Raw genomic sequence first — 15713 nt, forward strand, 5'->3', positions numbered from 1 at the left:
CGCCGATGCCGCGCGCTCCGGCGCCGCGGCGATCACCACCACTCCCGATGCGACACCGGACGATGAAGTCCGAGAACAGAGGTTTTTGAGGATGGGATCGAGAGCAACAGCGGGCCGGGCGGTCGTCGCCGCGGTCCTCGCGTTGACGGTGACGGGGCTCGCGCCTCCCGCCGTCGCCGCGCCCGCGGTCGAGGTCGACCGCTACCCGACCGGGGTCGGCGCCGACCTGTCGTCCGTCCCCCGCACCCACGGGATCGCCGTCGCCACCGCGCCCACCGCGGGCGCGCAGGTCACCGGCGAGGAGGCAGGGCGCGAGTACTGGCGCACCGACGCCGCCGCGGGAGCGGCGCTCCTGGCGCTGGACGTCGCCGACGAGTACCTGGGCCGGCTCGCCGGGACCCCCGGCTACCTCGTCGTGGACCACCGCGTGGGCGAGGTCCTGGTCGCGACCAGCGGCGCCGCGGGCCTCGACGCCGGGGCGGCCGAGGCAGACGGGGACGGCGACGGCTGGACCACCACCGTGGTCCCTCTGCCTGCGGGAACAATCGATGCGGCAGCGGATCCCGAGGTCGGGCTCGCGGGCGAGAGCGGGGAACTGACCGTCGCGTCGGTGCGCGTCGTCGTCCAGGGCACGAGCGTGGACCTCGGCCCGACCGTGGCCGAGAACGGCATCGCCGTGCGCGCCGGCGACGACACCGCCGGGCTCACCACCGGCAGCGACGGCGACCGCGGGTACTGGCAGACCGGCACCGCGCTGGGCACGAACTTCGTGTACGCCAACGTCTCCGACGCCTACGCGCGCGACACCGACGACCGGGTGCTCGTCGACGCCACCGTCCAGGAGGGCGGCGGTTCGATGTTCCTCCAGTACGACTCGCCGGGCGGCACCATCCCCGACATGTTCAAGCCATCGGCGCGGCACGAGCTGGGCGGCGACGGGTCCTGGGGCTCGCGGTCCTGGCTCCTGGAGGACGCGATCCTCACCAACCGCTCCAACGGGTCCGACTTCCGGCTCTCGGTCGAGGGGTCCACTGAGGACGTGCGGATCGACCGCCTCGCCGTGACGGTGGTGCCGCGCGAGATCGATCCGGCCGTGGGGCTCCGCGAACTGGTGGAGCAGGCCGACATCGCGCACTACGCCGCCCGCGAGGGCGAGCGCGACGGCCAGTACCCCGCCGGGTCGCGAGCCGCACTGCGCGAGGCGATCGAGGCGGCGCAGGCCGTCCTGGACGACGCCGACGCGACCGAAGCGGAGATCGACGCCGCGATCGATGCGCTCCAAGACGCCCTAGAGTCGTTCCTGGCGGCCGAGGTCACGACCGACCTCGCCCGCGGCGCGGCGGCGACCGCGAGTTCCACCAGTTCCGGCGAACCGGGGGCCGTCACCGACGGGACCGGTTCGACGTGGGTGTCCGGGCGCGACGAGGAGACGGCCTGGATCCAGGTCGACCTCGGCGCGGAGACGGTGGTCGACGAGGTCGTGGCCGACTGGAGCGCGGACTTCGCGCACGTCTACCGCGTCCAGGTGTCCGACGACGGCGAGGAGTTCCGGACCGTGGCGACCGCTGGCGCGCTCGGCGGCGGACCGATCCGCACGCGGTTCGAGGAGACCTCGGGCCGGTACGTGCGGCTCGCACTGGACGAGCGCGCCTCGCAGCGGGGAGCCTACGGGCTCAGGGCCTTCGAGGTCAGGGACGTGACCCCTGTGGACCTGGAGTCGCGGATCGTGGCGACCGTGTTCCCGAGCGACGACGTGGTCGTGGCCGACCTCGACGTCACCGACTTCGGCGCCGACCCCACGGGCGCGGCCGATTCGACCGCCGCGATCCAGGAGGCCCTGGCCACCTGCCGCGACGCGGGCGGCGGCACCGTGTGGGCCCCGGCCGGGACCTACCGGGTGAGCGACACCCTCGAGGTGTTCGCGTACTGCACGCTCCGCGGCGACCACCGCGACCTCGACGAGCAGCCGCTCGGCGACCCGGACGCCCCCGAAGGGCTCGGGACCGTCCTGGAGGCGCACCTGCCCTCCGGCGAGGACGGCCCGGCGCTGCTGCGCGTCGGCGGATCGGCCGGCGTCGTCGGCCTGACCGCGTACTACCCGGAGCAGGACGCCGCCGACCCGGTGCCGTACGGGTGGACCGTCGAGATCCCCGGCCTCGCGTGGATCGGCAACGAGAACTACATGCTCGGCACGGTCGAGGACGTCACGCTTCTCAACTCCTACCGCGGCATCGGGATCTCCACAACCCGCAACGACCGGGGCGAGGGCCCCGGGGCGCAGGGCCACGAACTCGCGAACGTGCGCAACGTGTCCGGCACCGTCCTGTTCGAGGGCGCGGCCGGGTTCAACGGCGCCGATGTGGGCGTGTGGGAGGACGTGCGCTTCGACAACGGCTACTGGGCCGGGGCGGGCGAGGCGTACGGCGCGCCCGACCGCGAGGTCCTGGACGCGTGGACCCGCGCGCACGGCACCGGGTTCGTGCTCGCCGACCTCGAATGGGACCAGTTCACGGGGCTGCACGCCGCCGACTACGCGGTGGGCATCAAGGCGGTCAAGGGCCCGCGGGCGTCGTTCACCGGCGTCTTCGTGGACGCCGAGATCGTCGACACCGACATCGCGGTCCTCGTGGAGGACTCCGACGCGCGCTGGGGCTCCTCGTTCGCGTCGAGCGTCCTCGAAGGCTCCGAGGCGGCGGTGCGGAACGCCTCCAACGGGTACGTCAACCTCACCGACACCGAAGTGGACGGTGCGGTCGAGGGCACCGTGCGCGTGCTCGAAGGCCCGGACGAGGTGCCGGCGCTGACCGACACGCGGATCGCGCCGCGGCCCGCCGGGCTCCTCTTCGACGTCACCGCCTCGCCGTACGACGTGCCGCGCACGCCGAAGGAGTTCTCGGACTTCGACGCGACCGCCGGCATCCAAGCGGCGCTCGACGACGCGGGCGAGGCCGGCGGCGGGGTCGTGTACCTGCCCGCGGGCTGGTACACCGTGCGCGGGCACCTCTCGGTCCCCGCGGGCGTGGAGCTGCGCGGCGCCTCGGCGGTGCCGAACCGGACGTCGCTGGTGGAGTCCTCGGGCACGGTCCTCGTCGCTTACGAAGGGCGCCAGGACGACACCGGCGAGGAGTCGGTGGAGGCGGCGCTCGACGCCCCCGCCGTCGTGACGCTCGCGGGCGAGGACGCGGGCGTGCGGGGCCTGCGGGTCCTGTTCCCGGAGAACAACCCCGCCGAAGGGGCTGTGCCGTACCCGTTCGCGGTCCGGGGCGACGCCCCGGGCGTGTACGTGGTGAACGTCGGCCTCGACAACGCGTGGAACGCCGTCGACCTCACCGAGGACGCGGACGGGTTCCTGGTGCGCCGGGTGCTCGGCATCTTCCTCTCCGAGGGCGTGCGCGTCGGCGCGGCGTCGGACGGGGTCGTGGACGGCGTGCTGTCCAACGGCAACGTCATGACCCGCAACGCGTACGGGCTGCCGGGCTGGGTCGAGGAGTCGAACCTCTTCGCGCAGGTCATCGACGGCGTCAGCCGCCAGCGCGAAGTGCTCGTGCGGGCGGTCGGGTCGCAGGACCTGGAGGTGCGCAACACGTTCGCCTACGGCTCGCACGACGGGATCGTGGCGGGCGACGGCGCGACGGTGACGGCGTTCAACCTCGGCACCGACAACCTCGGGCCGGGCGGGTACACCGTGGACGCCGATGAGGACAGCGCGGTCACCGTCGTCAACCTCATGCGCTACAACGGGACCACCAGCCGGGGCCCGGTCGTCATCGTCAACCCGATGGCGATCAACATGGCGACGGCGGCGCTGACCGCGGCACCCGAGGGCGACGGGACCGTCCGGATCGACGGGAACGAGGTCGCGCCGGGGCGCTACGAGACCGGGAGCGCCGTCACCGCGGTCGCCGAGGCGGCCCCGGGCGCGCGGTTCACCGAGTGGCGCAACGGTTCCGGTGAGGCGGTCTCGACCGACGCCGCGTACGCGTTCGCGCTCGGAGGGGACACGGCGCTGGTCGCGGTGTTCGCGCCCGCGCCCGAGACGCTGCTGGAGGCGGTGGCGGTGACCCGCTGCTCGGGCCGGAAGGCCCACCTCGTGGTCCAGCTCTACAACGCCGGGGACGAGCCGCTGTCGGTGCGGGCGTCGACGCCGTTCGGGCAGCGCCGGTTCGGCGAGGTCGATCCCGGTGACAGCGCGCGCCGGCAGATCCCGACGCGCCTGGCGCGGGTCGCGGCGGGCGAGGTCGAGCTGACGGTGACCGGCGCCGACGGCGCGACCGGGGTGGTGACCGTGCACTACGACGCGGTGAACTGCCGCTGACCTTCCTCGTGCGCGGCCGGGCCCCGGTCCGGCCGCGCACGGGGGACCGATCCCCTTCGCACGACCGATCCCCTTGGCAACACAGTGCGCCGCACGGCCTGCGGGCCGTGCCGGCCGCACCCGACGAGAGGACCTCAACGATGAGCATTTCCCGACGTTCCTTCCTCGGCCTCACCGCGGCCGCCGCCGCGGCGGCCACCGTGCTCCCGGGCGCGACGGCCGCGGCGGCGAGCCCGCCCGGCGACGTGGTCGGCAAGGTCACGGCCGGCTACCAGGGCTGGTTCGCGTGCCGCGGGGACGGCGCGCCGATCGACCTGTGGTGGCACTGGGCCCGCCAGGCCGACCGCGCGCCGTCGATCACCAACTCGGCCATCAAGTCCTGGCCCGACCACCGCGAATACGCGCGGACCTACGGCACCGACTTCCCGCCGCTGGGGGACGGGCGCCTCGCGCACCTGTTCTCCTCCCACGACCGGCAGACCGTCGACGTCCACATGGGATGGATGAAGCAGCACGGCATCCACACCGCCGCGCTCCAGCGGTTCAACCCGTTCGGGGCCGAGGGACCGACCCGGGACGCGATCACGGGCCACGTGCGCGCCGCCGCGGAGCAGGCCGGGACGAAGTTCTACATCATGTACGACGTGAGCGACTGGCTCCAGATGCGGCAGCAGATCACGCAGGACTGGACCGCGAAGATGAAGGCCCACACCGCTTCCGGCGCGTACGCGCGCCAAAACGGGAAGCCGGTGGTGGGCATCTGGGGCTTCGGGTTCAACGACGCGCAGCGGCCGTTCAGCCCGCAGGAGTGCCAGGAGGTCGTGGACTGGTTCAAGGGCCAGGGCTGCTACGTCATGGGCGGCGTGCCCACCTGGTGGCGCGACGGCGTGGACGACTCGCGGCCGGGCTTCGCCGGGGTCTACCGGTCCTTCGACATGATCTCGCCGTGGCTGGTCGGGCGCATCGGCACCGCCGCGCAGGCCGACGACTTCCACAACCGCGCCACGGTCCCCGACCTCGCGGAGTGCACGCGGCTGGGGATCGACTACCAGCCGTGCACGCTGCCCGGCGACCTCCAGCTGGGGCAGCGGGTGCACGGCGACTTCATGTGGCGCCAGTTCTACAACCACGCCCGCGCAGGCGTGACCAGCACGTACATCTCGATGTTCGACGAGTACAACGAGGGGAACCAGATCGCCAAGACCGCCGAGTCGGCGGCGCACGTGCCCACCGGATCGGGCATTCGCGCACTCGACGAGGACGGCGTGGCCTGCTCCTCGGACTACTACCTGCGGCTGACGAACGACGGCGGCCGGATGCTCCGCGGCGAGCGCCCGGTGACCTCGGTGCGTCCGACGCCGACGCGCTGACCAGGCGGGCCGCGCCGCGCCCGCGGTGCGGCCCGCTCACCGGGGCGTCCCGCGCCGGGCCCGATTGGGACGCCGAGCGGAGGGAACCCTCCCCGCTGGAACCCGGCGCCGGGACGGTCCGGCGCGGAGCGGAGGAGGGGACACGATGACGAGCACACCGAGCGATCCGGGCACCGGGCGGCCCCCGGTGGTCGACCGGGCGACGTGGGAGGCGGCCCGGGAGGCGCTGCTGGTGCGGGAGAAGGCCCACACGCACGAGGGGGACGCCATCGCCGCGGCGCGGCGGGCGCTGCCGATGGTCGAGTGCGACGCGGGCGCCGAGGTGGTCGGACCCGAAGGGCCCGTGCCGTTCCTGAGCCTGTTCCAGGGCCGCGACGAGCTCATCGTCTACAAGCACATGTGGGCCGACGGCGCGGCGCACCGGGACCAGTGCGACGGGTGCACCAACGTCGCGTGGAACCACCCGGACTCCGTGTACCTCAACGCGCGCGGCGTCTCCTACGCCGTGGTCACCACGGGCGAGTGGGACGAGGTGGCCGCGTTCCGGGCGTTCATGGGCTACACCGAGCCGTGGTACTCGGTGCGGGGCCTGGAGGAGCCGATCGGCGGCGAGATGTCGACCCACTCGGTCTTCCTGCGCGACGGCGACCGGGCGTTCCTCACCTACAGCACCACGGGGCGCGGCAACGAGTACGCGAACGCCAACTTCGGCCTCCTCGACCTCACGCCGTACGGGCGCGGCGAGCAGTGGGAGGACAAGCCCGCGGGCTGGCCCGAGGGACGGGAGTCGTTCTGGTACTGGCGCACCGACGCTGCCGGGAAGCCGTCCACCGGGGCCGACAGCCGCCCGACGCCGCAGTGGAAGCGGCCCGGGGTGAGCGAGTAGGGACCCGGCCGAACCGGTCGAAAAATATTTGAGACTTCAAGTAATTGCGTCCGGATCGCCCGTCTTGTAGCGTGATGTGCACGGGCCTCAGCGGGCGACCGGCACCGCCCTGACGGGGAGGCCGGTTCGGTGCCGCGACACGGAGGTCCCTCGTGATGAGATCGGTCTCGCGCTTCCTCAAGTACACGCTCGCCGCGGCGGCGGGCCTCGCACTGAGCCTGGCGCTCAGCACCTCCGCCGCACCGGCCGCGCCCGCGGCACCCGGCCACGCCCCGCCCCCGGCCGCGGCGACCTGGGACCTCGGCGGCGGCGAGCAGCGGCTCTGCATCCCCGCCGGTGAGCCCTGGACCAGCTACTTCGTCGGCTTCATCGCCGGCTCCTGGAGCACGCCGCTCACCGCGGAGGTCGACGGGTTCCCCGCGGGCACCGAGACCAGCATGACCACGACCGTGCCGCCGGGCGACAACGGCGACAGCTACATCGGGACGGTGTGGATCGGGGTCAGACTGCCCCCGCTGGCCTTCGGCGAGTACCCGGCCGAGCTCACGGTCACCGACGGCACCTCGACGCAGACCATGCGGATCCTGATCAAGGCGCAGGAGGCGTGGGGCTGCTGATCCCTGGAGCCCGAAGGCCGCGGCGGCAGGCTCAGCCGACCCACAGGAGCAGCACGGCGAGGCTCGCGGCGGCGCCCGCGAAGCAGGCCGCCGCGGCCTTCGGACTCGGACCGGCGGTGCCCGAGGTGCGCCCGCTCAGCATCGACTGGAGCTGCTCGCGCAGTTCGTCGTTGAACGCCAGGCCGGCGGCGAGGATGAGCACCGCGGGCAGCGCGTAGACCAGGGTGTAGCCGACGAGGACGAGCACCGCGGCCGGTGCCGCCGCGTCGGCGTTGAGGAGCCGTTCGACCGCCAGGACCATCGGGAACGCGTTGGGCAGGTCGCCGATCGTCGCGAGCACGCCGAACGGCAGTGCGCTCCAGGCGTTCACCCACTGCGGCAGCGTGTAGCCCCTGCGTTCGCGGGGCCGGAGCCGGCGCACGCCCATGACGGCCAGTGCGACCGCGAGGGCGGCGAACAGCCCGCGGCGCAGCCACAGCGCGAACCCGTCGAGGGCCGACTCCGCGAAGGACAGTCCGAAGTAGAACATCAGGGCGAAGGCCAGGAACGACACGGCCGCACCGAGCATGAACGCCCAGCCGGTCGGCGCGGGGCGCTTGGCGCCCAGCAGGATCACGATGACGATCCAGATCGTCGCGGCGTTGACCGAGTCGAGCAGCGCCAGGCCCGTCAGACCCCACAGCAGTCCGCCCGTCACGAGGCGTCGAGGGCCGCGACGGCGCCGGGGTCGCCGGCGACCTCGACGCGCGCGGCTTCGCGGCGGCCGCTGAGGTAGAGCAGCAGCTCGACCGGGGGCCCGGTGAGGACAGCGCCGCCATCGGCGCCGAAGCGGCGCGTCGGCCCGCCGGGGACGCGCAGTTCGAGGCCGTGGGGCCGGATCTTGCGGGCGGCCTGCCAGCCGGAGAGGCGGACCGTCCTCCAGGCGAGCGCGTCGAGGTCGGGGCGGCCGGTACGGGGCTCCATGCCGTTCGCGCGGCGCACGTCCTCGTGGTGGATCAGGAACTCGGCGCCGTTCAGGAGGGTCCGGAGCCCGGGGATCCGCCACGGCACGGCCGGGGCCCCGGCGCGCAGGCGGCCGATGAGGGCGGGCAGGCCCTTGGCCTTCTCCCCCGCCAGCCGCTCGTCGTCCCAGCGCGAGAAGTGCTCGCGCAGGACGAGGTGCGCGGCGAGGTCGAGGGTCGTCCAGCCCTCGCACAGCGTCGGCGCGTCCGGCCCGGTCTCGGCGAGCAGCCCGCACAGCTCCAGGCGCTCGCGCTCGTCGACCGGCAGTTCCCTGGCGCCCATACGCTGTTCCTCTCCGAAGCCGTCCGCCGGACTCTACTCCCACGGCGTTCCGGACGCGAAGCGATCACCGGAGGCATCGCGCCGTGCCGATGTGCGGCGACCGGCGGGCACCGGACGCGCGGATGCGGGACCATAGGACGCGCGGCGGCATCATCGGACACCGCCGCCCGACCCTGACGGACCTCTCTTGAAGCGAACTCTGCCCTTGAAGCGAACGCTGCGCACCGCACTCGCGGTCCTCGCCGTCCTGGCCGTCGTCGCCGTCCTCGGCGCCCTGGCATGGTGGCGGCTGGCCCCGCTCGCCGACGCGCCGACCGGCACCTTCACCGCCCCCGAGGCGTACCCGCCCGCCGCGCCCGCGCCGGTGCTGTCCGCGGCCGGCGCCGACGCGCCCGTGCCGGACCTCCAGGCGGTGCTGGCCGCGGCGCTGGCCGACGAGCGGTTCGACGGCACCACCACGGCCTCGTTCGTCGACCTGGCCACCGGCGACGTGCTGTTCGAGCAGGGCGGCGCGACCCCGCTCGCCCCGGCCTCATCGATGAAGGTGGTCACCGCGGTCGCGGCCCTGGAGCACCTGGGCCCCGCGTACCGCATCCCGACGACGGTGGTCGCGGGCCCGACCGAGGACAGCGTCGTGCTCGTGGCCGGCGGCGACGTGACGCTGACGGTGGACGGCGAGGGCTACTACGACCCGCAGGCGCGCGGCGCGAGCCTGCGGGAGCTGGCGGACCTGGTGCTCGCCTCGCGCGGCGGGGTCGCGCCGGCCACGGTCTACCTGGACACCAGCGTCTTCGGCGACGACGAGAAGGCCGACGGCGTGCCGAACGGGGACCTCGTGGCGATGACCGCGCCGATGGCGCCGATCATGCTCGACGGCGGCCGCATCGACAACACCGTCAAGTACTCCGGGCGACACCCCGACCCGGCCATGGTGGCCGCCGAGGCGTTCGCCGGCCTGGTCGGCGCGGGCGCGGTGGCCGAGGGCACCGCCGAGGCGGGCGCGGCGGAACTGGGCGTGGTGTACTCCGCTCCCGTTGCGGCCCTGGTCGACTCGTTCGTGCTCACCTCCGACAACCTGCTCACCGACGCGGTGGCGCTCCAGACCGCGCTGCGGGTCGAGGGCGCGATGACGTGGGCGGCCATGGCGACGGTGCACCTCGCGACCCTCGAAGGGCTCGGCGTCGACAACACCGGGCTGGTGTTCCACGACGGCTCGGGCCTGTCACCGACCGACCGCATGACCGCGCAGGCGTTCACGCAGCTCCTGGTCGCCGCGGCGGGCTCGGCGTCCTCGGCGCTGTTCCAGTCCCTGCCGGTGGCCGGGTACTCGGGGACGCTCACCGACCGGTTCGAGGACGCCGACGACGCGTGGGGCACGGTCCGCGCGAAGACCGGCACGCTCACCGGCGTCAGCTCGCTGACCGGGACGCTGACCACGGTCGAGGGCAGGCAGCTCGTCTTCTCGATCATGAGCAACGGCCACACCGTCGGCACGGACCGCCTGGAGGAGGCCCTGGACGCCACCGCGACGGCCGTGGCCGCCTGCGGCTGCTGACCGCCGGGCTCAGACGTCCGTTCGACGACCTCGACGTGTCATCCGGTGCGCCGCAGGGCGACCGCCGCGGTGAGGCCGCCGATGCCGGCGCCCACGACGACCGCGCGCCGGGAGTTGGAGCTGACCATGGTCCGATCCTTCCGTTAGATACCCTCACTCATGTTAGAGCATGTAACGAACACTAGATGGTCTATCATCATCGGGTCGAGGGTGGGAGGCAGTGATGGAGCGGACGGGCAGCGACCGGCGGCGACGCCAGCACGAGGCGACGCGGGACGAGATCCGCCGGACCGCGCGGGCCCTCCTCATCGAGGCCGGGCCGCAGGCGATGAGCGTCAGCGCCGTCGCGCGCCGCATGGGGCTGAGCGGCCCGGCGATCTACCGGTACTACGCCGGGCACGACGAGCTGGTCGGCGCCGTGATCGCCGAGCTGTTCGCCGAGCTGGGCGCCGCGATCGAGCAGGCCCGCGACGACGGCCCCGCGTCACCCGCGGAACGGCTGCCCGCCATGGCGAGGGGCCTGCGCGCGTGGGCGACCAGCCGCCCCGTCGAGTTCCGGCTGCTGTTCGCCGCGCCGATCGCCGAGGCCAACCGCGCCCCCGAGTCCGAGCGGCAGCGCGCCGGCGAGCACTTCGACGAGCTCTTCCTGCGCGAGGCCGAGGCGCTGTGGGCCGAGCGGCCCTTCCCCGTGCCCGACCTGCGCGAGGCCGACCCCGGCCTGCGCGCGCAGGTGCTCGCGTACACCGAGCGGAAGGGCACCTCGCTGCCGCCCGCGGCCGTGCAGGTGTTCCTGACCTGCTGGACGCGGCTGTACGGCCTGCTCGTGATGGAGGCGCTGGACCAGCTCGCCTTCGCGTACACCGACCCCGAACCGGTCTACGAGGCGTGCATCGCGGAGGTCGCCGCCCTGCTCGGCATCGCGGCTGGCGCTGCACCGGCGGGAGATGTCGGCCGCCGCTCCTAGGATGACGGCATGACGGTTCTCATCACACCGAAGCGGTTCCACGAGGCCGAGGGCGTCGACGACTGGCGGGTCCTGTGGTCGGTGGCGTTCGCGCTCTACCGCACCGGCGACTTCGCCACCGGCGTGCGCCTGGTCGCCGAGATCGGCCGCCTCGCCGAGGAGGCCGGGCACCACCCCGACGTCAACCTCCGCGGCGCGGTGGTGGAGGTCCGCCTGGTCACCAGGGAGCACTGGTCCCTGACCGAGGCGGACCTGCTCCTGGCCCAGCGGATCTCCGCGACCGCGAAGGGACTCGGCGTCGCGGCCGATCCGGGTGCGACCCGCACCTGGGAGTTCGCGCTCGACGCCCTCGACGTCGACCGGGTCCGGGCGTTCTGGTGCGCCGTGCTCGGCTACGAGATGGTCGGCGACTCCGACATCGCCGACCCGGACGGGTTGTACCCGCCGGTCTTCGTGCAGCAGATGGACGTCATGCGGACCGGGCGCAACCGCATCCACATCGACGTCGGCGTGCCGCACGAGCAGGCCGAGGCGCGGGTCGCGGCGGCGCTCGCCGCGGGCGGCACGCTCGTGTCGGACCGCAACGCCCCCATGCACTGGACGCTCGCCGACCCCGAGGGCAACGAGGTCGACCTGGCCACCTGGGTCGGACGCGACTGAGGTCCTAGCCGCGGACGCCGGGGACGATGCCGGTCCGCCCCTGCCATGCGCCGTGCTCCGAGAGCGGGCGGAACCGCATGGTGGTGAACTCGTGGTGGAAGTCGCGGCGCTCGCGCTCGGCCATCGCCTCGTGGTGGACGTGCGCGTCGGCGCCCCGGCCGAAGACCATGCCGGTCATCGCGCGGGAGCTGGTCCAGACCGAGAACGTGGCGACCGTGCGGACCGGCCGCATCGCCGCCAGCGCGAGCGTCGTCTCCGGGTGGTCCCGGACCTGGCGCTCGACCGGCCTGCCCCAGTGGAGGAACCGCGGCAGCTCCGGCAGGCGCATGCGCGCGAGGGTCACCGCCACGACGGGCTCGGCGGGGTCGGTGCGGCCGGTCTCGGCCGGGAGGTGGTCGAGTTCGCGCACGCTCCCCCAGCGGCGCAGGAACGCCAGGCGCACATGCCAGCCGGCGGCGAGGGTGCGGCCGAACCGGTCCTCGGCGAGGAACGCCTCCAGTGCCGCCTCGTCCTCCCACTCGGCGAACACGGCGAGCCGCCGCAGCAGCATCCGGCGCGGCGACACCACGGGCGCGCCGAGCTCCATCCCGGCCAGCACCTCCATGTGCCGCAGCCCCGGCGCCGCGGGCGGGCGCCGCAGCGCGCCGACCGCCTGGGGCAGCGGCGGCCGGGCGAGGTGGAAGGAGTGGATGCTCATGTCTGCGATCCAACCCGAGAACGCCGCGAACCGCCAGCGGCCGGGGCGGCGGTCCGGTCGCTCGCGGCCTCTTCCACGGGCGGTTCGGGGCGGCCGGGAGGATCGATCACGAATCGAGAAGCGCGGTTCAGCAGGGAAAACTAGGCTCGGATCCAACAGAGGACGATGCTGAAGGAGCCCGTGATGACCGCCAAGAAGACCACCGTGAAGAGCACCGCCGCCAAGAGCGGCAGCGTCGGTTTCTCCGAGGACGAGCGCTCGGCGATGAAGGAGCACGCCGCGGAGCTGAAGACGGAGCAGCGGCGCGGGAAGCGGGCGACCAAGGCCGACGGCGAGGCCGACGTGCTCGCCAAGATCGCCGAGATGGAGGGGAACGACCGCGTCCTCGCCGAGGCGCTGCACAAGATCGTCACCGAGCACGCGCCGGGCCTGACCCCGAAGACCTGGTACGGGATGCCCGCGTACGCCCGGAACGGCAAGGTCGTGTGCTTCTTCCAGAGCGCGCAGAAGTTCAAGGCCCGCTACGCGACCCTCGGTTTCAACGACGAGGCGGCCCTCGACGACGGCGACCTCTGGCCGACCGCGTTCGCGCTGACCGAGATGACCTCCGCGGTGGAGGAGAAGATCGCGGCGCTGGTGGCGAAGGCCGCGGGTTAGCCGCCTCCCGCACGTACCGACGCCGAACGGCCCCGCCTGATGCGGGGCCGTTCGGCGTCGTCCGTGGGCCCGCCCGCGCGGTCCCGACGCTCCGGACCCCCGCGGGCGGTCCTGGCCGGATCCCGCCGGTGGGCCGCCGGTGTCCCGCCTTGTCCGGGGGCACGGGCGCGGTGAGACTTGCCGGGACCATCAGCCCAGGCAGAAGGACTCCACATGACCGCAATCGATCGCCGCCGGTTCCACAAGACGCTCCTCGCCGTCCCGGCCGCCGCGCTGCTCGGCACCGGGCTCGGCTCGCTCGCACCCGCCGCGGCCTCGGCGGCCCCCGCCGACTGGAACGCGCACCTGCTGGCGGGCATGGCGAACGGCGGCCTGATGCACCGGACGCGGCTCGGGAGCGGCACCTGGGACCCGAGCTGGAGCGGGCTCGACACCGACGGCACGCTGTACTACGTCGCCGCCTCGGGCGTGTCCACGGACCTCCATGTGGTCGCCTCGATCAACGGCCAGGCGCCGCGGCACCGCTTCCGCAGCGCCGCCGACGGCACGTGGACGCCGTTCGAGACGATCCCCTCGACCGGGGGCACGACCGGCCTCGCCCAGGTCGCGGCGACCTCGCTCGACGGGCGGCTCCACGTCTTCACCGCCGCGAACGGGGCCGTGCGCCACACCTCGCGGGGCGCCGACGGCACCTGGGACGCCGCGTGGGTGCGGCTGCGCACGTTCGCGAGCGTCACGCACCTGGCCGCCACCCGGGTGGGGTCCACCCTGCACGTGGCCGCGGTGGTCGACGGCGCGATCTTCCTGAACATCCGCGCGGCGGACGGGACCTGGGGCTCGTGGGCCAACGTCGAGACCGGCGCCGGGCAGATCGGCGACGTCAGCCGGGTCGCGCTGGCGGGGACCGGGGCGCAGCTCCAGGTCGTCGCCCGGTCCGCCGGTTACGCGCTTTACCACGCGATCCGCAAGGGGGACGGCACCTGGCAGAAGTTCGCCAAGCCGTCCGCGCTGAGCGGCCTCCAGCCCATCGCGATCAGCGCCGCCAACGTGGGCGGGGAGATGCAGCTCGGGATGATCGACCTGACCGACGCCGGGCAGGTCGTCAAGCACACGATCCGCCGCACCGACGGCACCTGGCAGAAGGTCGGCACGGTCTCGTCCGCCGGGATGTCGGCGCAGCCGGGCGAGCTGGCGCTGGCCGGGACGCCGATCGCGTAGAGGACCGGACCGGGGCCCGCGGCGTGCGCCGCGGGCCCCGGTGCCGTCTCAGTGAGCGTCCGCCGCGCGGGCGCGGGGCGGGGTCAGGAGCCCGGCGACGACCGCGCCGACCGCGGCGGCGACCGCCGCCACCGCGAATCCGTCGGTGAACCCGTCGAGGGTGTCGCCGACGATGCTCGCGGCCGCGACGCTGGAGACGACCGCGGCGCCGATCGAGGCGCCGAACTCGTGGAAGGTGCTCACGATCCCCGAGGCGACGCCCGCCTCGTGCGGGGCGACCTGGCCGAGCGCGGTGGCGGAGGCGACCACGAACAGCGCCCCCGTTCCGGCCCCGGCGACGGCCACGCCCGCGGTCACCGCGGCCGGGTGCGTCCACAGTGCCGGGACGGTGAGCCCGGCGGCGGCCACGAGCAGGCCGGTGACGGCGAGCGGCCGGCCGCCGGTCTTGGCGAGGAGCCTCCCTGTGGCGTTGGCGCCCAGCATGGTCGCGACCGCGACCGGCAGGAACAGCAGGCCGGTGCGCAGGGCCCCGTACTCCAGCGTGTGCTGGAAGTAGAAGGTGCCCAAGAAGAACCCGGCGATCATGAGCGCCGTCGCCATGAGGATCAGGAACGTGCCGGTCGCCACCGGGCGGCGCACCAGCAGCGCGAGGTCCATGAGCGGGGACTTCGCGGTCCGCTGCCACAGGGCGAACAGGCCGTAGCCGACCAGCGCGGCGAGCACGAGCCCGCCTGTCGCGGCCGTGAACCAGCCGCGGTCGCCCGCGCCGATGAGCGCGTAGATGAGCACCGCCGAAGAGGCGGTGACCAGCAGGGCGCCGAGCACGTCGAGGCGGGCGCGGGCGGCGGCCGGGACCGGGCGCGGGAGCATGACCGCGAGCGCGACGGCGAGGACGGCGCCGATCGGGACGTTGATGTAGAACACCCAGGACCAGCCGGGTCCGGCGGTGAGCAGGCCGCCCAGGAGCAGGCCGAGGGCCGCGCCCCCGCCGCCGAGCGCGGACCACACGCCGAGGGCCTTGTGGCGTTCGGGGCCGTCGAAGAGGGTGACGACCAGCGACAGGGCCGCCGGCGACATGAGCGCGGCGCCGACGCCCTGGGCGATGCGCCCGCCCAGGAGCATCCCGGTGGAGTCGGCGAGGCCGGTCGCGAGCGACGCGGCGGTGAACAGGAGCAGGCCCGCCAGGACGACGCGCTTGGCGCCGGCGAGGTCGGCGATCCGGCCGCCGAGGAGCATGAGCCCGCCGAAGGCCAGGGTGTACGCGCTCACCGCCCAGGTGAGCGCTTCGCGGCTGAGGCCGAGTTCGGTGTCGATGTGCGGCAGCGCGATCGCCACGACGGTGACGTCCACGATGAGCATGAGCTGGGCCGCGCCGAGGAGTCCGAGCAGGCGCCAGCGCTGGGGGTGCGGCGGGTTGGGCGCCGCGGGGGTCGCGTGGGTTTCCTGGTTGGTCATGACCACCCTCCGGTGATAAGTCGTATGTTGGAGTA

13 protein-coding genes are annotated in these 15713 nt (G+C 73.9%); 9 read left to right on the forward strand and 4 right to left on the reverse strand.

Features of this window, described 5'->3' with window-relative positions; all coding sequences use genetic code 11:
- The first annotated feature begins 91 nt into the window (after positions 1–91).
- From BLS99_RS01105 to BLS99_RS01120, 4 genes are all read left to right on the forward strand, one after another.
- Positions 92–4315, forward strand: a complete 4224-nt coding sequence (locus tag BLS99_RS01105; protein ID WP_143034645.1) for a glycosyl hydrolase family 28-related protein — start codon at positions 92–94, stop codon at positions 4313–4315.
- A 140-nt stretch (positions 4316–4455) separates the two neighbouring features.
- A complete protein-coding gene (locus BLS99_RS01110) occupies positions 4456–5685 on the forward strand; it encodes a glycoside hydrolase family 99 protein (protein WP_091042068.1) in 1230 nt (409 codons plus the stop codon).
- Positions 5686–5830: 145 nt separating this feature from the next.
- Positions 5831–6571, forward strand: coding sequence for a DUF899 family protein (locus BLS99_RS01115; RefSeq protein ID WP_091042073.1), 741 nt, complete (start codon positions 5831–5833; stop codon positions 6569–6571).
- Between the two features lie 155 nt (positions 6572–6726).
- Positions 6727–7188 (forward strand): DUF5980 family protein, encoded by a 462-nt coding sequence (locus BLS99_RS01120; RefSeq protein WP_091042077.1) that lies wholly within the window; start codon positions 6727–6729, stop codon positions 7186–7188.
- Between the two features lie 31 nt (positions 7189–7219).
- Here BLS99_RS01120 and BLS99_RS01125 read toward each other — a convergent pair whose 3' ends face one another.
- On the reverse strand, positions 7220–7885 hold the full coding sequence (locus BLS99_RS01125) for a GAP family protein (protein ID WP_091042080.1): 666 nt from the start codon (positions 7883–7885) through the stop codon (positions 7220–7222).
- Positions 7882–8472: a maleylpyruvate isomerase family mycothiol-dependent enzyme gene (locus BLS99_RS01130; protein WP_091042083.1), complete on the reverse strand. Its 591-nt coding sequence runs from the start codon at positions 8470–8472 to the stop codon at positions 7882–7884. The genes BLS99_RS01125 and BLS99_RS01130 overlap by 4 nt, the downstream gene beginning before the upstream one ends.
- Before the next feature lie 205 nt (positions 8473–8677).
- On the opposite strand from BLS99_RS01130, the gene dacB reads away from it, so the two are divergent.
- From dacB to BLS99_RS01145, 3 genes are all read left to right on the forward strand, one after another.
- Entirely contained in the window at positions 8678–10027 is a 1350-nt protein-coding gene (gene dacB / locus BLS99_RS01135; protein ID WP_143034647.1) for a D-alanyl-D-alanine carboxypeptidase/D-alanyl-D-alanine endopeptidase, read from the forward strand.
- 223 nt (positions 10028–10250) lie between these two features.
- Positions 10251–10991 (forward strand): TetR/AcrR family transcriptional regulator, encoded by a 741-nt coding sequence (locus tag BLS99_RS01140; RefSeq protein WP_091042089.1) that lies wholly within the window; start codon positions 10251–10253, stop codon positions 10989–10991.
- Between the two features lie 9 nt (positions 10992–11000).
- Positions 11001–11651, forward strand: a complete 651-nt coding sequence (locus BLS99_RS01145) for a VOC family protein (RefSeq protein ID WP_091042091.1) — start codon at positions 11001–11003, stop codon at positions 11649–11651.
- A gap of 4 nt (positions 11652–11655) precedes the next feature.
- Here the strand turns inward: BLS99_RS01145 and BLS99_RS01150 are convergent, their stop codons facing one another.
- On the reverse strand, positions 11656–12348 hold the full coding sequence (locus BLS99_RS01150) for a hypothetical protein (protein WP_091042095.1): 693 nt from the start codon (positions 12346–12348) through the stop codon (positions 11656–11658).
- Positions 12349–12531: 183 nt separating this feature from the next.
- Between BLS99_RS01150 and BLS99_RS01155 the strand changes: the two genes are divergently transcribed.
- Both BLS99_RS01155 and BLS99_RS01160 read left to right on the forward strand, forming a co-directional pair.
- Positions 12532–13005: an iron chaperone gene (locus tag BLS99_RS01155; RefSeq protein WP_091042098.1), complete on the forward strand. Its 474-nt coding sequence runs from the start codon at positions 12532–12534 to the stop codon at positions 13003–13005.
- Positions 13006–13218: 213 nt separating this feature from the next.
- Positions 13219–14223 (forward strand): PLL family lectin, encoded by a 1005-nt coding sequence (locus BLS99_RS01160; protein WP_091042101.1) that lies wholly within the window; start codon positions 13219–13221, stop codon positions 14221–14223.
- Between the two features lie 48 nt (positions 14224–14271).
- On the opposite strand, the gene BLS99_RS01165 is transcribed toward BLS99_RS01160, so the two are convergent.
- Positions 14272–15678 carry an MFS transporter gene (locus tag BLS99_RS01165; RefSeq protein ID WP_091042106.1) on the reverse strand — a complete coding sequence of 469 codons (1407 nt, stop codon included), beginning with the start codon at positions 15676–15678 and terminating at the stop codon, positions 14272–14274.
- Positions 15679–15713 lie beyond the last annotated feature (35 nt).

The organism is Glycomyces sambucus (assembly GCF_900102815.1).
Classification (GTDB): domain Bacteria; phylum Actinomycetota; class Actinomycetes; order Mycobacteriales; family Micromonosporaceae; genus Glycomyces; species Glycomyces sambucus.